This is a genomic window from Colwellia sp. (assembly GCF_013214175.1).
Lineage (GTDB): Bacteria > Pseudomonadota > Gammaproteobacteria > Enterobacterales > Alteromonadaceae > Colwellia.
Genome location: NZ_JABSPA010000006.1, coordinates 202,360 through 224,197, shown reverse-complemented (window position 1 = coordinate 224,197; position 21,838 = coordinate 202,360). Strand labels below are relative to the sequence as shown.

15 protein-coding genes are annotated in these 21,838 nt (G+C 39.4%); 4 read left to right on the top strand and 11 right to left on the bottom strand.

Translation table 11 applies throughout. The features are described from left to right. Positions 1 to 73: 73 nt before the first annotated feature. The 11 genes from HRT55_RS15305 to HRT55_RS15255 form a co-directional block, all read right to left on the bottom strand. Positions 74 to 967, bottom strand: coding sequence for a sugar phosphate nucleotidyltransferase (locus HRT55_RS15305; RefSeq protein WP_291622670.1), 894 nt, complete (start codon positions 965 to 967; stop codon positions 74 to 76). Beyond that, entirely contained in the window at positions 968 to 2,434 is a 1,467-nt protein-coding gene (locus HRT55_RS15300) for a Gfo/Idh/MocA family oxidoreductase (protein ID WP_291622669.1), read from the bottom strand. It abuts the gene before it with no gap. Between the two features lie 209 nt (positions 2,435 to 2,643). After that, a complete protein-coding gene (locus HRT55_RS15295) occupies positions 2,644 to 3,936 on the bottom strand; it encodes a hybrid sensor histidine kinase/response regulator (RefSeq protein WP_291622667.1) in 1,293 nt (430 codons plus the stop codon). 1 nt (position 3,937) lies between these two features. Then, positions 3,938 to 4,549 carry a chemotaxis protein CheB gene (locus tag HRT55_RS15290; protein ID WP_291622665.1) on the bottom strand — a complete coding sequence of 204 codons (612 nt, stop codon included), beginning with the start codon at positions 4,547 to 4,549 and terminating at the stop codon, positions 3,938 to 3,940. A gap of 24 nt (positions 4,550 to 4,573) precedes the next feature. Further along, positions 4,574 to 5,449: a protein-glutamate O-methyltransferase CheR gene (locus tag HRT55_RS15285; protein ID WP_291622663.1), complete on the bottom strand. Its 876-nt coding sequence runs from the start codon at positions 5,447 to 5,449 to the stop codon at positions 4,574 to 4,576. 48 nt (positions 5,450 to 5,497) lie between these two features. Then, a complete protein-coding gene (locus tag HRT55_RS15280) occupies positions 5,498 to 9,916 on the bottom strand; it encodes a response regulator (protein WP_291622661.1) in 4,419 nt (1,472 codons plus the stop codon). Positions 9,917 to 10,036: 120 nt separating this feature from the next. After that, positions 10,037 to 11,332 carry an ATP-binding protein gene (locus HRT55_RS15275; protein WP_291622659.1) on the bottom strand — a complete coding sequence of 432 codons (1,296 nt, stop codon included), beginning with the start codon at positions 11,330 to 11,332 and terminating at the stop codon, positions 10,037 to 10,039. Between the two features lie 2 nt (positions 11,333 to 11,334). Beyond that, positions 11,335 to 12,063, bottom strand: a complete 729-nt coding sequence (locus tag HRT55_RS15270; protein ID WP_291622657.1) for a response regulator transcription factor — start codon at positions 12,061 to 12,063, stop codon at positions 11,335 to 11,337. Between the two features lie 44 nt (positions 12,064 to 12,107). Further along, the gene (locus HRT55_RS15265) at positions 12,108 to 12,575 is read right to left on the bottom strand and encodes a DUF3019 domain-containing protein (protein WP_291622655.1); all 468 of its coding nucleotides are present in this window, start codon (positions 12,573 to 12,575) and stop codon (positions 12,108 to 12,110) included. A 19-nt stretch (positions 12,576 to 12,594) separates the two neighbouring features. Next, complete coding sequence (locus HRT55_RS15260) at positions 12,595 to 13,551, bottom strand: MipA/OmpV family protein (RefSeq protein ID WP_291622653.1); 957 nt, start codon at positions 13,549 to 13,551, stop codon at positions 12,595 to 12,597. Positions 13,552 to 13,690: 139 nt separating this feature from the next. Beyond that, positions 13,691 to 15,766 (bottom strand): TonB-dependent receptor, encoded by a 2,076-nt coding sequence (locus tag HRT55_RS15255; RefSeq protein ID WP_291622652.1) that lies wholly within the window; start codon positions 15,764 to 15,766, stop codon positions 13,691 to 13,693. A 235-nt stretch (positions 15,767 to 16,001) separates the two neighbouring features. On the opposite strand from HRT55_RS15255, the gene HRT55_RS15250 reads away from it, so the two are divergent. The 4 genes from HRT55_RS15250 (at position 16,002) to HRT55_RS15235 (ending at position 21,799) form a co-directional block, all read left to right on the top strand. Next, positions 16,002 to 17,219, top strand: coding sequence for an acyl-CoA dehydrogenase (locus HRT55_RS15250; RefSeq protein WP_291622650.1), 1,218 nt, complete (start codon positions 16,002 to 16,004; stop codon positions 17,217 to 17,219). Positions 17,220 to 17,440: 221 nt separating this feature from the next. Then, positions 17,441 to 18,205, top strand: coding sequence for a class I SAM-dependent methyltransferase (locus HRT55_RS15245; RefSeq protein ID WP_291622648.1), 765 nt, complete (start codon positions 17,441 to 17,443; stop codon positions 18,203 to 18,205). Positions 18,206 to 18,390: 185 nt separating this feature from the next. After that, entirely contained in the window at positions 18,391 to 20,151 is a 1,761-nt protein-coding gene (locus HRT55_RS15240) for a 7TM diverse intracellular signaling domain-containing protein (protein WP_291622646.1), read from the top strand. Between the two features lie 310 nt (positions 20,152 to 20,461). Then, on the top strand, positions 20,462 to 21,799 hold the full coding sequence (locus tag HRT55_RS15235; RefSeq protein ID WP_291622644.1) for a S41 family peptidase: 1,338 nt from the start codon (positions 20,462 to 20,464) through the stop codon (positions 21,797 to 21,799). The last annotated feature ends 39 nt before the right edge of the window (positions 21,800 to 21,838 follow it).

Below are 21,838 nucleotides of genomic sequence, written 5' to 3'. Positions count from 1 at the left end.
ATATCTGGCAAACGAAGCTTAGCTAAATCAAGCTTAGATAAACAAAGGCGTGACAAATGAGCGCACGATTTTACTATTTTTTACCAAATAGTGCAGTAACTTTCTTATCGACTTGTTCGCTGTCTTGTGAGTAAGTTAAACCAAACCAATTGTCGTCAGTGCTTAGTACTTTTACTCTCTTTTTTTGTTGATGGTTTTTTTGTTGGATTTGCTCCATTACTACAGCGGGTAAGTAACATTCTTGATTAACGCTAAGTTGCTTAGCTTCTATTGCACAGAGTAAACGAGTCAGTGCTTGCTCTAGTGCCAAAAAAACATCAGGGGTGAAAAACCAGCAGTTCATTGAAATTAAACTCTTTGCCGTTAGCTCTATATCTCGCTGATTTTCGCTGAGAATACCCTTGATAGTTTGACCATCCGATTGTATTTGTTCACATTCTTCAATAGCGGTTAAATAGTTTTGTCCATCGAGTTGACATAGACCTCGATTAACACCACCAAAGTCTGACAAGGTATTGCGTAATTGATAAGCCACCATCAAATAATCTTTCGGTGTTTTATTTGCTTGTTGTAATAATAAACTAAAGGCTTGCTTGCCATAGAAGTCATCAGCGTTAATCACGGCAAAACTTTCTTTGATAAGATGACGACAACACCAAAGCGCATGTGCTGTGCCAAGTGGTTTGCTGCGCTGTGTCGGTAGAGTACATGCAGGCGGCAAGTCAGCAAAGCTCTGCACAGCAAAAGCATATTCAATATTTTCTGGCCGTCGCGGGATAACTTGTCGTCTTAATAGTGGCTCTAACTCTGGGCGGATGACAAAAACTACCCGTTTAAAGCCGGCATTAACGGCATTGATTAAGTTGTACTCCATCAGCGTTAGTTGCTGGGGACCAAACTCAGCCAGTTGTTTATTACCACCAAAGCGAGAGCCTAATCCCGCGGCTAAAATAACAAGACTAGTCATTTAACTAACAACCTTAAGTGGTTTAGCGTGTTGCCAAATTCCGCGAGTAAAATCAGGGATATCTTTGGAATTACTACGGTCAGCTACCGACTGGGCACTTAACGGCGTGATAACAGACCATGCAGCAGCATCATAGACATCTTGATCTAATGGCTGAGCATTGCGTAAGCAGTAAACCATGCGCCAAAGCATTAAGAAGTCCATACCGCCATGACCACCATTGCGTTCTGCTTCTGCGCCCATTTGTAGCCACAATGGATGATCGTAATTATCTTGCCATTTAGCCATGTCATGATCCCAGCGGTGGAAACTTGTCGGGCTTGGTTTACGACCTTGTTGATCATTTTTCTGCCATTGTTTTACTGCCAATTCATATTGCTGTTGATACTGGGCTTTAATATTGTTCGGGACATTTTCTAGCGCAATTCTATTTGGGAAACCGGCAAAGGTACCATTAGTGCCTTGAATATAGTTATGGCGTGAATAAGGGCGTGGGCTGGTGGTGTCATGTTGCACCATTATCGTCCGGCCCTTGATGGTTTTAATTATGCTGGTATTCATATCTCCGGCAATATAGTTCAACTGATTTCGTTGATGGTCTGCTGGAAATTCTTTAGCAGCATAAGCTTGTCTTCCCAGTGCCGGCGAGCTAGTTGAGGTTAAATAATCGAAACGATCACCTCGGTTAATATTCATATATTGAGCAATAGGACCTAAACCATGGGTAGGGTATAAGTTTGCATTAGTTTTCGCATGCCAGGCGGTTCGCCAAGAGCCAGTTTTCTCGGTAATCTCTTTCATTTGCCAGCGTAATTCATGAATGTATGCCGCTTCACCATGTAATAAGTCGCCGAATAACCCTTGGCGCACCATATTTAATACCATGAGTTCATCACGGCCATAGCAGACGTTTTCCATCATCATGCAATTTTTCTGGGTACGTTCAGCAGTATCCACTAGCTGCCAGCATTCCTCTATCGTAGTCGCTGCAGGTACTTCAACAAAAGCATGTTTACCACTTTCCATGGTCTCAACACACATTGGAGTGTGCCAGCGCCAGGGCGTAGAAATGATGACGATATCGATATCATTACGCTCAAGCATTTTTTTATAAGCTAACTCTGAGCCGGTATAGTTATCAGGTTTGGCGAAGCCTTTATTTACCACAGTGGCAATAGACTCATTTAACACGCGTTCATTGGTGTCGCAAATGGCCTTTATTTCAACGCCATCAATATGGCAATAATGTTTAACATGGCCAGAGCCTCGTTCACCTACACCAATAAAACCGATACGGACAACATCCATTTTCGGAACCACTAAGCCCATCACTGATTTACCTTGTGCTGAGGGGGTAATTATTGGGCCATTCGGCATTGTTGTACAAGCTGTAGTTACACTAGTAGCGACACCTGCGGCAGTTATAGCAGCAAAGGATTTTAAAAATTGACGGCGATCTTGGCTCATAGACTTGTCTCTGACTTAATTTATGAATTACCGTATAAGATTACGGTGATTAAAATGATGATTGTTTGATTTTATACGATTTATTTGTCGATGTAGCAAGGGGTTACTAATCATTACAAAGCAAGCATGGCTGAACTGGCGAGATATATTGACAACGTCAGTCAATAGTAAGGAGTGTTAGTAGGGAATGAGCGGTTGAAAGCTATTAACTATTCAGCGTCTTTGTGGTGGATAGGGAATTTCAAAATAAATTCAGTACCTTGTTCAGGTTCACTTTTGCAGGTGATTTTCCCTGCTAAGCTTTGATTAACAAGGTTATAAACAATGTACATACCTAAGCCACTATTGCCAGAGCCACGCTGAGTGGTAAAGAAGGGTTCGAAAATCATCTGACTAACGGATTCTTCCATGCCCAGACCATCATCAGCATAAGTTAGTAAAACATTGCTGTTATTTTCTTTGATGGTTATTTTGATTTTACCTTGTTCACCCTCTTGATAAGCATGGACAATTGAATTCATTATCAGGTTAGTAATAATTTGTGAGATACCGCCCGGAATGGTGTGTAATTCAATCGCTTCATCACCGCTTATCTCCACAGAGTGATGAGCATTATTAATTGCCGGTGATAGGCTATTAATAACCTTTTTAATATAACTGACCAAGTTGATATTACGTTTTCTTTCACTGGTTTGATCAACGGCAACCAACTTAAAGTTGGTAATTTGTTCAGCGGCTCTATCTAAATTAGTTAAAATAATATCAATAGATTGTGGTGCACATTCAACAAAGTCTGCTAGATCTCTTCGACGAATTTCACCTCGCTCAAAATTACTTTTTAGCTGTTGCAGTTTTTCTTGTAAAAAAGAAGCACCGGTAATGCTAATACCGATTGGGGTGTTAAGTTCGTGGGCGACACCTGCCACTAAACGCCCCAAAGAAGCCATCTTTTCAGACTCGACCAACTGATTCTGTGTTGCCATTAAACTTTCAATCGAATCTTGTAACTCTTGGGTACGCTCTTTCACTAGCTCTTCCAAGTGTTCTTTATGTACTCTCAGCTCTGCTTCGGCTTTCGCGCGTACTTTACAAGCATGGTCTAATCGCTGTTTTTCTTTATGTAATTCCAAAAATACCGCTACCTTGCTGCGGACGACATCTTCATTGATCGGTTTTATTAAGTAATCTACTGCGCCGCTGGCATAACCTTTAAACTCAAACATTTCGTCACGGGCAAATGCGGTGATAAATATAACAGGAATGTGGCTGGTTTTTGGGTGCTCCAATATTAAGGAGGCCGTTTCGAAGCCATCCATACAAGGCATTTGTACATCCATCAATATCAGGGCAAAGTCATGTTTATGGGCAACAGCAAGTGCCTGTTGTCCAGAAAGAGCTTTAACAATATCAACATTTAGCGAAGCCAAGGTTCGCTCATAAACGCGTAAATTGTTCGGTTCATCATCGACAATGAGTATTTTTGGCAATGTATCTAAGCCCATGTTATTCCTTGTCTCCTTGGATGAGTTGGCACAAAAATTCGGCAATATCATCTAAGGGTAATATATGATCAACCGCATTTAAGCTAATGGCTGATTTTGGCATGAAATCTACTTCGGCTGTTTTTGGCTCTTGTACCAGTGTTAGGCCAGCACGGTCTTTAATCGTCTTAAGCCCGATGCTGCCATCACTGCTTGCACCTGTAAGTATAAGACCAATTAATTGATTTTTGTAGCAAGCACTAGCACTGTCAAAGAGCACGTCAATTGAGGGTAGCGCAAAGTTGACGGGAGGTTCAAGACTCAAAGAAAACACTTTAGTTTTTTCAATAAGTAAGTGGTATTTTGCTGGCGCAATGTAAATATTCCCCTGCTTTATTTCTGCGCCTATCATGGCTTCGGTAACAGACATAGCGCAATCTTTTTGAAAATAACTGATCAGAAAGTCATTGTGACTGGCGCCGTCAAAGACTACTTCTCCTCTATGTTGCAGGACAATAATGGCAAGCGGAAAGCTTTTGGGTAGTTTAGGCAGTATGTTATGAAGCGCATTCAGGCCACCAGCAGATACTCCGATCACTAAAGCTTGATAAGAAGAGCTGCTCTTAACGGGCATTATAAATGAACTGCTTTTAGATAATTATTCATAGCTGATTTTTTGATAAATACGCTGATCTTTAGCAATAGTTTCAAAGTTGTTTTTTTGGTTGCTAAATTCGAGCGATTCTTTATCTCCTAATAATAGATAGCCGCGATGCAATAGACTTTGATTAAATAGTGATAAGACATTGTTCTGTAGCTTTTTATCAAAATAGATAAGTACGTTACGACAAATGATTAAATGCATTTGAGCAAAACATTGGTCTTTTATCAGGTTATGGTGGGCAAAGGTAATATGCTCTTTAAGATCATTATGTATTTTGGCATAACCATGTTTAGCTTGATAATAATCAGCGAAAGAGGCTTTGCCGCCAGCCAGTTGGTAATTATGAGTATACTCGGTGATCTTTTCTGCTTTATAAATGCCTTGCTCTGCTACTTTTAATGATTGATTGTTAAAGTCTGTTGCATATATTTGGCAGCGATGCAGTAAACCTTCCTCTTTTAGCATGATGGCTAATGAATAGACTTCTTCCCCTGTGGCGCAACCAGCATGCCAAATATTTATCCGTGAGTAGGTTTTTAATTGGGTAAAAACTTTATTTCTGAGTTCTTTAAATACCCTAGGGTCCCTAAACATTTCGGTCACTGTTACGGACATCTCCTTAAGGAATAGTTCAAAAAACTCTGGCTGGTGTAATACTTTTGGGATCATTTCGGCAATGTTGTTTAGTTGCGACTTTTTAAGGCAGTTGTTTATACGGCGAATGAGTGAAGCTTGTGCATAATGACTAAAGTCATAGTCATAACGAAACTCTATTGCTTGTAGCAGCAGCTTAATCTCTAGTGCCATGACCTCGTCTTCATCAGGACGGAGGCTATAAACTTGGGGCTTTACTTGAGGGGTTGGCGTCAAGAGCTGTTCCTTATTATCGAGTCAAAGTCGGTAAAGTAAAATCGGCTATCAGTCTTTTTTAAATAACCAAATTCGCAAAATGGAAACCAATTTGTCAAAATCTATTGGTTTAGTTAAATACTCAGATGCACCAGATTTTAATGCTAACTCCCTATCTTCAGGCATCGTTTTCGCAGTTAGCGCTATGATAGGAATTTTTTTATAATTGTTCATGGTGCGGATAATTTGGGTAGCTTCATTGCCATCCATTATTGGCATCATAGTATCCATTAAAACAAGTTCAAAATCGTTTTGCTCTCTGAGGATCTCCACAGCTTCTTTACCGTTGTTGGCCATTTCAACATCACAACCTATATCAATTAACTTTTTCGACAAGGCGTAGGTATTACGCATATCATCATCAGTTAATAAAATTTTACGTCCTTGCAAAATGGCATCTTCGTCATGTAACAGTCGCATGGACTTTTTATCTTTCGCCGTCGTTATCTTGCCGAACTTCTCTTCAATGTCGAATAAGAATAGTGATATATCATCAAGTAAGCGCTCAGGAGAACCACTGCCTTTTATCACTACGGTAGAAGAGTATTTATCGAGCTCCGCTTGCTCTTGGTCAGTAACTTCTTTGCCGGTATAGACAATCACCGGAGGTAATACTGCTAGCTTGCCAGCATTAACTTGTTTTAATAGCTCGATGCCAGTCATATCAGGTAAACCTAAATCTAAAATAACACAGTCATATTTACCGGTTAAAATTTCGGCATAGCCATCTTCACCGGTAGCAACACAAGTGGTTTTTAAGCCGATATTTTCCAATAATCGTTTGGTAGCTTTACTATGGTGCGGATTATCTTCAATAATTAATACTTGGCTAATTTTGGCTTTCGATAAGTTTTCAATTTCAACTAATACCTGGTGCAACTGTTCACTGCTAACGGGTTTGGTTTGCAAACCAATAGCGCCTCCTGCTAGTGCTTCACTGCGATTTTCACTATGAGCTGATATAATTTCGACTGGAATATGTTGGGTTTTTAAGCTGGATTTTAATTGCTCTAATACTTGGTGGCCATCAATATCGGGTAGCATAAGATCAAGAATAATACCATTGGGCTGATGATGTTGTGCTAAATAGATACCCGAACGCCCATCACCCGCGACTAGGCATTTGTAGCCACTTTTTCTGGCGTAATCACGTAGTATTTTCGCAAAGATCTTGTCATCATCAATAACTAGCAGCGTTTTATCGCCAGCGATAATATTGAATCTATCGTCATCAATAAAAATATTTAGCTCTAAATCTATTTCTCTATCAATACTCGCTAATTCAGAGGTATTAGCTTGGTGAGCTGCAGGGGCGTTAGCAACTGCTTGCTGAGGTAATGTGCTTGCTGCGCTATTTTTACTCTCGAGGCTGGCTATTGCCTCGCTTTCACTTTTACTGGCTGAGCTAGCGACCTCATCCGAGGATAGTGGTAAAAATAGCGTAAAGGTACTGCCTTTATATCTTGTGCTGGTCAGTTGTATTTCCCCGCCCAGTAAATGGCTTAATTCTCTCGCTATGGTTAAACCTAAACCGGTACCGCCATATTTTCGGCTAGTTGAGCCATCTTCTTGTTGAAAGGCTTCAAAAATGGCTTGTAGTTTATCTTCCGCAATACCTACGCCAGTATCAGTAATTGCTATAGCCAAGCTTTTTGTTACGTTTAAGTGCGGGTGTCTAAAGTGAGTGTTTTCAGCTGGCAGGGTAAAGCTTATTTTTACTTCACCCATTTCGGTAAATTTAACCGCATTAGAAAGTAAGTTTCGTAAAATTTGCTCAAGGCGTTGACTGTCTGTGACTATGTTCGCAGGTACATTTTTGTCTATGTTAGCGGACAGTTGAATGTTTCTCTCTTTTGCCAGTGGGTTAAAGAGTTGCAATAACTTTTCTTTGATTTGACTAAGTTGTACTTTTTCCAGATGAATATTCAATTTTCCCGCTTCTACTTTTGATAAGTCGAGAATATCGTTAATCAGGTGCAGCAGGCTTTGGCCACCATCATAGATAATATGGGCATCTTCAACTTCCGTTTCATCTAAGTGACCACTGGCATTGTCAGCTAAGCCCTTAGCCAAGAGTAATAAGCTATTAAGTGGTGTTCTTAATTCATGACTCATATTGGCTAAAAACTCTGACTTGTATTTACTAGCTATAGTCAGCTCTTTGGCTTTTATCACCAACTCTTGCTCTGAGGCCGCAATCTTATCTCTTTGCGCTTGTAAATCTTTTTGTCTTTGACCTAACTCTTCATTAGATACTTGCAGTTCCTCACTTTGTTGCCTTAACTCCTCTTCTGAAGCTTTTAATTGCTGGGTTTGTTCAACTAAGTTTTCATTGGCACTTTTTAATTCTTCTTGTTGGGTTTGTAATTCCTCAGCCTGTAGCTGGGTTTCGTGTAATAGTTGTTTGGTTCTCTGCTGATTGAATAGGTTGTTAATGACTATGCCGAGACTTTGAGCGACTTGCGTTAATGTTAGCTGTTGTTCCTCGGTAAAAGCGTGGAAGGAAGCCAGCTCAATAACCGCCATGAGTTTTGTTTCAAAAAGTACCGGTAACAGTATTAAGTTAAGTGGCGTTTGTTCACCTAAGGCTGAATTTATTTGAATATAATCACCCGGCACCTTAGTTAGTAGAATAACTTTTCTCTCTTTCGCGCACTGGCCAACCAAGCCTTCGCCGATATTGATAGTAGCGGCAATATTTTTTCTAGAGTGGAAAGCGTAACTGCCAACTAGCGATAAGCTATTACTATCTTGTTGTTCCTTAATATATATCACGCCATGTCCTGCTTGGCAGGCGTTGGCTAAACTGGTGATGATGTCATCACTCAATTTGCTCAGATCTGTGATGCCCAGAGTCAGTTCGTTAATTTCAGCTAATTGATGCTGGCGCTCATTTTGTTTAGATAGCTGGTCGTTATTTTTCTGTAAGTCGGCTTCAAATATTTTCTCTTGGGAGATATCTCTAATAAAGCCAGTGAAAACCTTTTTTTGAGCATCTTGTTTGGTGACTTCGCCAACAGACAGCGCAATAGGGAATATAGCGCCATCTTTTTTCAGTGCTTTAACCTCTCGGCCACTACCAATCACTTTTTTTATACCGCTCGTTTTATAGTTACTTAGATAACTATCATGCTCGGCCGTATATGGCATGGGCATTAACATTTTAATATTTTGCCCTATGATTTCTTCTCGACGATAATGAAATAAACGCATAGTCGAAGTATTGCAAGAAAGGATAGTACCTAGCTCATCTATGGTTAAAATAGCATCCAAACTGGTATTAACTATGCCCTCATTAAGGGCGATCTTTTCCGCCAAGCTAGCATTTTGTTCAATAATTTGCGCTTTCATATTATGTAAAGCATGGCCTAGCTTGTCTTGCGCACTTTTAGGGTGAATTTCCTGGCTAAAATCCCCTGATGCGATAGCTTCTGCCTGTTGAGCCGCTTCGGCAATGGATTGTATGGTGCTATTAATTGAGACTGATAACTCGCCGAGTTCATCATTGCTGATTTGTGTTACTTGTTGGCTCAAATCCCCGGTTGCTACTTGCTTGGCGAGTTCTTTTAATCGGGTAATAGGCAAACTGATAAGCCGAGCAATAATAAAGGATCCTAATGTAGCTAGAATAGTGCCAATAATGATCAATAAAATAATCTGTTCAATAGCTGACTTTTCGTGTGCTTCGGCAGCGGAAAGTGATTCTTGGGTAAAATCTTCGATTTGTTGTAGTAACTGCTCAAGCTCGTGGTCTATCTCATCTTCTTCTAATTCAATGTCGTGGATAAGCTGTTCCAGCTCCGCCAGCTCCGCCAGCAAGCTACCTTGTTGAAGCTGAGTTATATTCTCGGTGAAGTGCTGCTCAGTTGAGGTGGTAGTAGCATTGGCTTGGGGAACTGAGCCCTTGAATGCTAGACCTTTAAGTTTTGCATTGAGTAGGCCAATGATTTTCATGGCATGTTTTTGGTAACTTTTGTGCTCAGTGCTGATATTTATGATTTGTTTTAATACGTATTGAAATTCTTGTCTGTCTGTCTCGTAAGGCGTGATCTCTATGTCATCATTTACCTTAGACTCTACCAGAACCAATTCTTGTTTAACTTGCTCACCGTAGCTGAGAAACTTTGCTTTTGCCATGGCGTACTCTTGTACGGTCAACGCTGATTGAAATGTTTGTGTACCTAAGCGTAATAAACGCTCTAAATATAGCGCTTGTTCAAGTTGATGGGCTTCTATACTGGTTATGCTACGTATTAACGGCATATCAATTTCAGCAATCTCTTCAACCTCTTCGCCAATCAACTTCATTTGATTTAAAGCATAGAGGCCAATCATTAACATTAAGGTAATGTTAATGAAGGCATTAAGGATGAGTTTTTTCTTTATGGTGAACTGAAAACCAGATTTATCGGTAGAATTATTATGCATAACTTTTGTCTATCTTTGCTGATTAATCGCTATCTACAAAGCATAGTAAAGTATGATGAAAACCCTAATTCTCATCTGTTTTTTGTCATTATTTTAACTTGGTTTTAGTGTTTTAGCATTTTATTTGGGAAAGGTTAAAGTAAAGCATGCACCGGATAGTTGCTTGCTATTGCTGGCATTAATACTGCCTTGATGCCAATCCATCACTTTACTGCAGATGGCCAAGCCTAGACCAAAGTGACCTTGCTCTCTTGATCTATCGGCATCAAGTTTGACAAAGGGAGTAAATATGATGGCGAGTTTATCATCGGCAATACCCTTGCCATCATCTTCCACGGTAATGGTCAGGTGCTGATTAGTATTGTCAATGGTCAGTAATACTTGGGTATTGGCGTAGCCTATAGCGTTGCTAATAAGGTTCACTAAGGCGCGATAGCTCCAGTGATAATCTAATAGGTAATCTAAGCTTTCATCGCCAGTTAAACCGACAGTAATCTTTCTTTGTTCCGCTAATACTTGGCAATCATTAATAGCAGAGGTAAGTAAGGCATAAACATTAGTTTGCTGCTTTTTTAAATTTAACCCTTGGCGCTCCATCGAGGCATAGTCAAGAAAGGCACTGGTCATTTCCTCCATATTAGTTAATTCATTATCCATACGGGATAGGTAGTTATTTTTCTTTTCAACTGATTTACTGTCTAAGGCCGCTTCTATGCCAAAGCGTAAACAAGCCATTGGTGTGCGAATATCATGAGATAAACTGCGGGCGAGAATCTTATTATCAGCGACAAGTTTTTCAATTTTACTGGCCATGGTATTAAAACTTTGCTCTAACACTTTTATATAGGATAAGCGGCTGCTGGCGATACGCACATCAAGCTGTCCTGAGCCAATTTTAGCGGCAGCATTATTAAGTAGGTATAACCGTCTTGTTAAGGGAATTAACCATAAAATCAATATGCCACATATGCTCACGTAGAGTATTAAGGTTAAAAGAAAATTAATGTTTTCGTTATCTGCTGCTGCTACGGGTAGCTCAAGGCGTAAGAGGAACTCAGGATGATTGCTAATGCTTTTTAATAAGTATTGATTGCTGCTTGAGGCAAGTAGTAAACCTCCTGATTGGGTTAATTGTGCAATCAGGGAGCTAGGCAGGGCTATTTTTTTACTCGACGCTAAGCGGGCTTTTATTTGGTAATGCTGTTGGAATTGTTTAACTCGTGCGTTTAACTGGCTACCGTTAATAGCGCTAAGATCGCTGGCAAGACCGTTGAGAAGCTGTCGGTAGACTATGGTAGTTTGCGTTTCGGTGATTTTGTCTTCAGTGGTATATTCTACTAGCTCATCGAGACCCCAACCAATAAAGAATAACGAGCCTAACACGGTAAAAATGATACTAATATAGAGGCCACGCATGGTTATTCGTCACTACCCAAGCTTGGTTTTTCTTGCCAAGCATCACTAACAAATAAATAGCCCTTGCCCCAAATAGTTTTAAACTTTTGTGGCTTTTGTGGATCGTCATTAAATAGTTTTCGTAAGGTTGATAACATCACGTCAAAACGTCTATCTTGGCCATCATATTCACGTTTTTTCAGTGCTTTAAAAACCGAGTCTCTATCAACAACACTACCAGCATGCTGAGCTAAATAGGTAAGAAAGGCAAATAGACTGGTTGATAAATCGACTTCTTTACCTTGATAAACGACACGTTTTGCTTCTTGGTTTATGGTGAGATCACCAAAAACAAGCTCGCTATTGAGGTTACTTGCTGCTTTATTACTTTGACTTAATTGACGGTTAATTCGCGCTAATAAGGCGCGCGGACGAACTGGCTTGATAACATAATCATCAGCACCGGCTTCTAAGCCAATTACTTCATCAAATTCATCAGCACGGGCGGTTAGCATAATGATTGGAGTTGCTTGGCTTTGTTTATTCTGGCGAATAAGGCGGCAAACTTCTATGCCATTTAAGCCAGGTAACATGACATCGAGTAAAACGATATCAGTGCTATTTTTTTTGATAACATCCATCACTAAGTCGCCACGGGCAACATGGGTAACATTAAAGCCTTGTTCGCTTAAATATTCACAGACCCAATCAGCAAGGCTAATATCATCTTCTACCAATAAAATATTGTGCATTTAATTTTTCCTACCAATGTATCTAGCTACACCATTTGCCTTTATTAAAACAGTCGCCAGCGACGTTTACGGGTGGTGTTTTTATGTTGCCAGCTAACTTCGACTTTCGTCTCGGCGATGACTTTATTATCACTTACAGTACGTAGCTGATAGTTAATGCTCTTGTTAGATTCAAACTCAATTTTTATTTGCACCTTGTTATTGTTTTGCCAACAACCTAGCTGCTTATTCTTACCTTCTTGATACAAGCAAAAACTTTGCTTGTCAGATGACTGCCATTGCAATTCTACCGTAGCAAAACAATCTCGGCCTTGCCTTAAGGTGACACATTGTTCGGGCAGGGCAGTAAATGTTACTTCGGGACTATTAACCGTTTTGACCTCATTAGCATTTACTTGCACAGCTAGGAGTAAGCTGCAGAGTAATAATAACGGTGCTTTTAACTGTGCTATGAATTTTACTTTTAGCTGTACTCTTAACCGTACTTTGAACTGTACTTTTACCTGTGACATGGCAATTCCTTTGCCAACATTAAAATACATACAGCACTCCAAGCATCACTTGGGTTACCTGGTTAGTATCAACCAAGGGGCTTGCTTTTACATTACTGGAATAAAGGCTATGGGTTATGCCGGCATTAAAAGACCAACTTGCCGATAAAGGGTGTTGCGCATAAAATTCAACTTGGCCTCTAAAGCCGCCTTTAGCTGTATATTCGGGTCTAGTTTCGCTTACTTCATCACTGCCAACGCCAATATAATAATCAACAATATCTTGGCTAAAGTAAGTTAAGCCAGCGCCAAAATAAATATCCCAATTTCGGTAGGGTAATAAATAGCTGTAAAAGCTATCAATAATTACGCCTCTTACACTTTTATCAAACTCATCATCTCCTGAAGTAGTAGCTGCAAGGTCCAAGGTAAATAAAGAATTTTCAAAGTATTGAGAGTAGCGCAAGGCTATACCTAGTGTCGCATTACGCTCTCTTAATCCAGCTAATAACTTTTCATCACCACTGCTATATTCTATTTCTGATGCCGGGTCATAACCTTGCATATAAGCTTTGGCAATAACATCAAGTTGCCAATTTTTTTCAACTACTAGTTGATAACCAAATTCTGTACCGCCAAGTAACGCATTGGAGCGTCTTTGATTGGTTTGTAAAAAAAATCCTTTGTAAGATATGTCAAACAACAACCCTGGCATAAAGTAATGTAATAATTCATCTTGCTCGATGCCAGCAATAATTACCGGGTCATAAACTAAAGAGAAATCAAGTGCAAATTGCCATTCAAACTCATCTTTGAGTATTGGTTTGTTGGCGTCATATTCTTGCTCTGCACTCAGTTCTAAGCTATCACTGTGCTCCAAGTTATCACTAGTTTCTTGTCCATAACTTATGAAACTAAACATCAATAATAAAATGGCAACTAGCCAACTAAAGCCGTGACTATATATTCGTTTGGTATTATTTTTTTTAAAGGCCATAGCAGAACACAAAGTAAATTTACAAAAAGTAACTCTATGTTACCACTTTGTAAATATTACTTGCGCTTAGCCGAGCAAATTTATTGTTTAAAAAGTGTAAGTAAAGTTAATACCTGAACATCAGGGCTGAAAATATTAACTAAAAACTCATTTTTAATCCTATATAAGGGAACATGCCAACATCTTCCTCACCGCTAATATTAAATTCAGTTAAGGTGTCGCCGTCTTCTGGTTCATAGTAGTAACCGGAAACATTCTTTTGTGCCATGGCATTAATAACCGCCATGGTCCATTGAGCGTCATAACCCCAATAAGTCGTTTGGTAATTCGCCTCTAAATCTAATCGATGATAAACAGGTAAGGTTTTTGCGTTGAGCTCACCATACTCGGGTAGGAAGTTATCTTCATAATCAGGATTTTCACGCAAACCAACAATAGGGGTATATTTTGCGCCACTACGTAGGGTAAAACGTAAGCCAAAATCCCAGTGTTCGTTCAGCTCATAATTGACCACTACATTGGCAACCAGAGGTGTATCGAGGTAATAATCGGCGCTAACATTGGTTAAGTCGTCAGTACGCTGGCTTTGCGACCAACTTAACGATGCCCAACCAAACCAGCCACTTTCGCGCTCACGCCTAACTAGCCACTCAACCCCTTGAGCATCGCCGGAAGTATCATCGGTATAATTAGCCTGCCAGTCGGCTTCAGCGGTATGTTCATCAATTGAGCGAGGTAACTCGGTTAACTCTTTATGGTAGATATCAACTGAAGTGAACCATAATCCGTTTAAGTCATAATCAAAACCTAATGAATAATGAGTCGCTTGTGGTGACTTAATTTTAGGATTACCAAGTTTTGGTAGTGCGGTATCTACGTCAGGGAAACGGCTATAGGTTCCGGCCTTGGCTTTGATGGTTAAGCTATCGGTGGCAAGCCAATCTAGCGCTAGCCTTGGATGAATAAAATCTTGCTCGGTATAATCGTTACGTTCGGCTCTAATGCCATAAGTGAGTTGCCAGTTATCACTCATTTTCCAAATATCATGAAGATAAATGGCAAGGTCTTCATCGCTCAGTGAGGATTTGTCTTGGATTCTATCGCCTTTAAAAGTATTACAATCGGCATCATTTTCTGTGCAGAAATAAGGAATAATATCGTAACTATAATCGATCTCAGTTTTACTGTAATCAACGCCAAAACCGAGTTTGTGGTTTGTTAGCCAGTTAATTTGTGAGGAAAATCGTACATGGTATTTCTCTTCTTCGACTTCAATAAATTGCCCTTGACCAAATTTTTGCTCTGTTGTTTCCACGGTATGGCCAGCAACCAATTGCATGATTTTTTGTTGTTCACCATAGTATTGCCATGAAAGACTTTGACTATCAAATTGAGTGGTAATTTTAAAATCACCTATGCTATCTGGGTTTATTTTACCGGACTCAGAGTTTTCTGAAATATTAATTCCGCCAGTATCACTGGCGCCTGATGCGCTAAGCGTTAACTTGTGAGCGTCACCGATTAGCCATTGATATTTAGCTTGATAATCGTCACTAATGGGGGCTTTAAATATGGTATAACCATCTTCTTCTGTGCCTTCAGGTAAAAAGAGGTGAATTTGACTACGACGATATGAGAGGTAAAAAGCCTGCTCTTCAAATGTTTCACCTTCGATCATAAAACCACTTTTAAGCATGCTTAAATCAATGGTGGTGGCAATCTCTTGTTGACGAGGATCGCGTAGTTTTACATCGAAGATGCCACCCGTGGCGTTGCCGTATTCACTACCAAAGGCCGCTGGGTGTAAGTTAAAGTCTTGGATAAGGTTTTCATTAAAAATACTGTCGCCAAATAAATGAAAAATATAGGCGACAGGAATATCGTCAATATAAAAGGCGTTATCATCTGGAGATGAGCCACGTACTGCCGGCGAACCACCATCACCGCCAGCATAAACAATGCCAGGTAAACTATAAACGGCGCTTAACGGATCATTACCAATACCAGCAACACTCATTAATTGCTCGGTTTGCTCGGTCATTTCGCTATTGGCTTGATTACGCTTTGAAGTCACTTCAATAACCTCAATATCTTGTCCAGCTGTTTTCTGCTCTTTTTCTTTAGTTTCGCTATTTTGCGCGGCGACTGCCATTGGCAGTACAAAAGAAAGTAAAAGTAGTGAGCTTGCCATACCAGTGGCGGGTGTTATTTTCATTAGTGGGCAATCCCTGTCAGTTTTTACTGTGGTTACTTAGTTTTAATATGGGGGGGATTTTGCCTAATCCAGTTGTATAAATCAGTAACCCAAATGTCGACAAATTGTCAGAAAGTGTAAGTTAACACTTTTTCTTATTCTATCGCATGATGCCATCAGCATTGCATTGACTTGTGAAAGCTTTCTATTACTATTTCAAATATATTATGCCCAACCGCAATTTTAGGTAAATCTTATGTCCAATACAAAGGTAAGCACAGCGAGTCAAACAGCCAAGACAAAAAAAGTACACTTTAATTGGCAAGACCCGCTGTTGCTTGACTCGCTACTTTTTGAAGAAGAACGTTTAGTACGCGATAGCGCTCATCAGTATTGCCAAGAAAAACTCATGCCACGTATTTTACTGGCAAATCGCCATGAAAAGTTTGATGTTGAAATTATGAGAGAGTTTGGCGCACTTGGTTTACTGGGCGCAACCATTGAAGAGAAGTACGGTTGTGCAGGTATTAACTATGTTAGCTATGGTTTAATTGCCCGGGAAGTTGAGCGCGTCGATAGTGGTTATCGCAGTGCTATGAGTGTGCAATCCTCATTGGTGATGCATCCTATTCATGCTTATGGCAGTGAAGAACAAAAAATGAAATATTTACCTAAATTGGCAACCGGTGAGTATATCGGTTGCTTTGGCTTAACTGAGCCAAATTCAGGTTCAGATCCCGCCAGTATGGCGACGAAAGCGGTCGCGGTTGATGGTGGTTATCAACTTAATGGCAGTAAAATGTGGATCACTAACTCTCCCATTGCCGATGTTTTTATTGTTTGGGCCAAGCTTGATGGCGTCATTAAAGGCTTTATTCTTGAAAAAGGTATGCCTGGTTTATCAGCACCAAAAATTGAAGGTAAGTTCTCACTTCGTGCTTCTATCACCGGCGAAATAGTGATGGAAGATGTCTTTGTGCCAAACGACAATATGCTACCAAAGGCTAGTGGTTTATCAGGTCCTTTTGGTTGTTTGAATAAGGCACGTTACGGCATTGCTTGGGGCGCACTTGGCGCGGCTGAATTCTGTTGGCATGGTGCGCGTCAGTACACTTTAGATAGAGAGCAATTTGGCAGACCTTTAGCGGCAACGCAATTGATTCAGAAAAAACTAGCCGACATGCAAACCGAAATTAGCATTGGCTTGTTAGCTTGCTTGCAAGCAGGGCGCCTGATGGATGCTAACAATTTAGCCCCCGAAGCTATTTCACTGATCAAGCGTAACTCCTGTGGCAAAGCGTTAGACATTGCTCGCCAAGCGCGAGATATGCACGGTGGCAACGGCATTAGTGATGAATTTCATATTATTCGTCATGTGATGAACTTAGAAGCGGTTAACACTTATGAAGGCACTCATGATGTTCATGCTTTAATATTAGGGCGAGCACAAACGGGTTTGCAGGCGTTCTTTTAACGCTAATTAAACTGCTTATTCAGATCCTTTACCTTAACGCCATCTTTAGTGGTTATTTACATAGCTGTTACATATTTTGAAACAAGTTAGTTATTGCCCAAAGAAAACCTTGTTATAAACTGTCATTTGCATTTAATGGCGCTGTACTTACCTAAAGTGAGTTACTTAATGTGAGTTATGCGCCATTTGGTTTATTAACGACAGTCAGGGATATAGCAATAATGATGAAGACAATTCAACCTAACTTGCAAAAAAAAGTAACTGCAAAGTTAGCCGTATTTTCCACCTTAAGTTTATTGGCATTTAGTGCTCCACTTTTAGCTGGTTCACTGGACTTATCAGCACGTAGTGATGAAGATACTCAACAAGATGTCAACCGAAAGCCGGCACAAGTTATCGACTTTGTCGGCGTTAAAAAAGGTGACAATGTACTGGATTTATTAGCCGGCGGTGGTTATTACTCTGAGCTATTATCTCGTGTAGTTGGTGATAAAGGCGCGGTCACTTTGCAAATCCCCAAGGCCTATCTTAAATATGCAGAAGAATCCTTAGAAGTACGTCTTGCCAATGACAGACTAAAAAACGTTACCTATCTACTCAGTGAAGCGGATAACTTAAAGCTTGCTGAAAATACTTATGATAGTGCATTTTTAGTCTTGGGCTTCCATGACATGTTTTTTCAAGACAAAGGCTGGGATTTTACTGCCGATGAAGTGATGCCACAAGTGCTTAAATCGCTGAAGTCAGGTGGCAAATTATTAGTGATTGATCATGATGCCGCTGATAAAAGTGGTATTCGTGATGTTAAAACGCTACATAGAATTGATAGCGCTTTTGTTAAAGCTGATTTAGAAAAGCGTGGCTTTAAATTAATCAAAACCTCTAAGTTATTAGAAAATAGTGCTGATGATCATTCTAAATTAGTTTTTGTGCCTGAGTTACGTCGTAATACCGACCGCTTTGTGATGTTATTTGAGAAAATTTAGCCTCAGTAGTACCTTGAGCTAATGTATTAATGAATGAGTTAGTACATTAGCCATTAAAATAGTGCTTAGCTATTGGTATCGGTGATGGTGAAGGTGTTTTGGCGCCATACATTTCAGCTCTGATATTTTGCTTTCTACTCGAGTTATTCAGGCATGTCGTTTACAACTAGGGGGAAACTAGTCCCATGAATATAAATACTTATTTCCCCAAAAAAATCACCGATAGTTTTATTGTCCAACAGCTAGCATTATTCACGGCAAGATTTAGTTTTAACAGTAATCATAGAATTTTTATTGTGCTGCTAATGGCCATTATCTCAATAGGCATCGTTTGGCTTATTCATTCAGCTACACAAACAGTTACGGAAACAGCTGCAGGGAAAAAAATAGCACAAAGTCCATTAACCGTTGAAGTAGCGACTTTTACCCAGCATGATTGGGATATCGAAGCATTACTTTCGCCATTGAACAAGGTAACTTTTGAGCCTCATCAGGGCAATTTTATTAACCTAGGCTCGCGTGACTTTTTATGGTTAACGGTAACTTTACCGCCCAATCCCCGTGAAATAAGCCTCAACACAAGTCTTGAAATAAGCCTTAAAACAAGTACTGAAAAAAGCCCTAAACAGACACAAATATTAGTACTTAAAAAAAATCGCATTTATACCCCGGTAGAGCTGCATTATTTAACCTTAAACGAGGGGTGGGCCAAGGAAGTAGTACAGGGTAGTCCTCAATTTCATCAAAACATTGTCATTCGTTTGCCTAATGAAATACTCGCTAATACTTTTTATTTGAAATTACATGGCCGGTATTTAAGAACTTCACTTTATTTATTTGATGATAAAGCCTTTTTTGATGATCTGCAGCAGACCTCATTAGTTAGCGGTTTATTTTATGGCATGTTGTTACTTTTTTCGCTTTATCACCTGATGTTATATTTGCGTTTAAAAGAACCCTCTTACCTTGCCTACAGCGTTATGTTGTTGCTACTGGGTAGCTGGTTTTTATCGGGACAAGGCTGGATAGAGTATTTCTTACCAAATGCTACTTATTTAAAAAATATGACAGTGATCATCGGTGGGCTATTAATAGTTTCTATTGGTGAGTTTGCTAAACATTATTTACAAATAAGCACGCTTTCTCGTAGGATATACAAGGTTTTGGTCCTTGCTCAATTACTGTTACTTTTATTATTAGTCGCTAGGTTAAGTTTACAAAGTCTATTACCGGCATCAATTAAACAGCTTTCTTATGGGCTTGGTCTATCGACTTGTTTTATCATTTTCATTGCCTGTTTTTCCGCAGCGATTATTGGTGTTAAAAAACAAAAAAACGCCGCAGGATATTATTTAACCGCCACCATTCTGTTTTTTGTCATGGCGACTATTATGGGCTTATCAGCGGGCAATATTATTGATTTTCACTTTTCATGGCCTTTACTGCAAATGACTTCGGCCATTGAAATTATTATTTTTAGTGCTGGTTTAGTCTCGATCTATTATCAACAGCAACAAAATGAAATGGCTGTAGAAATAGAACTACAACAAGCTCAGCAAAAGTTAGTTAAACAATTAGAAATTAGTAACCAACTTAAAGATAAAGTTTTAAACAATGTTGTTGATCATAAACTCTTTCCAGAGCTTGCTAAAGTAACCGCCTTTTTACCGGATATTATTTATGTGCAAGCTTTAGGTAATGACAGCTTAGTTGTTTATAAAAAAAATCACCGTAAAAGTAAAATTGAATTAGCCTGTAATTTACAGAATTTGCTTGAAAGCTTTGGTGATGAATATTTAATACGTATACATAAATCCTACTTAGTTAATCCACTGCAAGTTATGTCACTTCAACGCAGAACATCAGCCGATTATGATTTACAGCTAGGCAAAGAAACAGTGCCCGTCGGACGAAAATATTTAAATGAAGCCAAAAAGCTGGTTTAGACCTAAATAACTCTACTTTTTCTCAGTTATTCATCTACCGTTTAACAAATAAAATCACTTTATTTTTGTTGTTATTATCTTTTTATAACAGCTAGTTAATCCTTTTTTAGTGGTAGTGATATACGCTTCACTTATTTGCTGTAATCCTTTGGGGTTTTACCCCTTGTTGTTGGCTTTTTCTCACCGTAAAGTAGTATTTTCAAAGTCGATTAACATAGATTATGTCTCAAAATCTGAGGGCTATTTTTATGGTTATCTATATGGCTATGTATGACGTTTTAACAACTCAATTTAAAGGAATAGAATATTAATGTTAAAAATATTGAATATGTTGTGCTTGGTTTTTGTGCTGCAAGCTTGCCAAGAAGAACAAGGCCAAGGAGATAGTCAGGTAATCACTATGGATGCACAAGTATGTAGTGACCAAAACCAAAAAAATATTGCCATGTGGGGTTATATGAATGATTGGTACCTATGGAATGATGCCTTAGATCAAAACACAGTGCTGGCAGACTTTCTTTCTATAGAAGACTTATTAGCAGACATTAAAGAGAAAAATCCGATTGATCGTTTCAGTTTTGTTGTCTCTAAAAAAGAAAGTGATGACATGTTTGTTAATGCGCAAACGTTTGGTTATGGCATGGGTAATAGCACAGATGCCATTACCCATGAACTAATCGTTAACTTTGTTTTTGAATTTAGTAATGCACAAAAAATTAGTTTAAGTCGTGGCGATCGCATTACTCACATAGCAGGAATAAAATTAAGTGAAGTACTCAGCCAGGATGATTTTACCTGGTCAGGGTTCTGGGACTCTATTGACCAAACTCAGTTGGTTGCTTTTACTTGGCGTAAGCTTGATGGCACCGTAGTTACCAACGAAATGCGACAAAGTACAGTAACCACCAATACCATTTTTGCTACTGAGGTGATTGAGTCAGATATTGGTAAAATTGGTTATCTGGTTTATAACAGTTTTATTGACCCAAGTAGTGAAGATCTCAATCAAGCTTTTCGCTATTTCAATGAGCAAAATGTCGATGAACTCATTGTCGATTTACGTTATAACCATGGCGGTACTTCTCGAATGTCTAACCAATTAGCCAGTCAAATTGGGGGTGATAATGTACTAGGGGAAATTTATAATGCCGCGACTAATAACGCCAACCATGTCAGTGCGGTTGAATTGTTTAATCTTAATAACGCAGAACATTATTTAAGTTTAACGAGGGTGGTTTTTATCACTACTGAAGAGTCTGCATCGGGTAGTGAAGTATTGATCAATTCGTTAAAGCCTTTTTTAGACGTTAAATTAGTAGGGCAAAAAACGTATGGTAAACCTGTGGGCATGAGAGCGTCGCAACTCTGTGATGAAGTTGTCTTTGCTATTACGCATCATAATCATAATGCCGACGGCTATGGTGACTTTTTTGATGGCTTCGAGGTGGATTGTCCGGCGATTGATAGCGTGGCAGGAGATTGGGGCTCTAGTAATGATCCGATGTTAACCGAGGCGATATATTTATTAGAGAATGGACAATGTTCTGCTACGACTCAAAAAAATCAAAGCCAAATAAAAAGACTGATTGCTAAGCCATCGTATCGCGATTTATTTATAGCCAAGCCATTTAACACACTTGCTCATTAGCACACATTCCATTAGCCCACTTTCTCATCAACATATTGG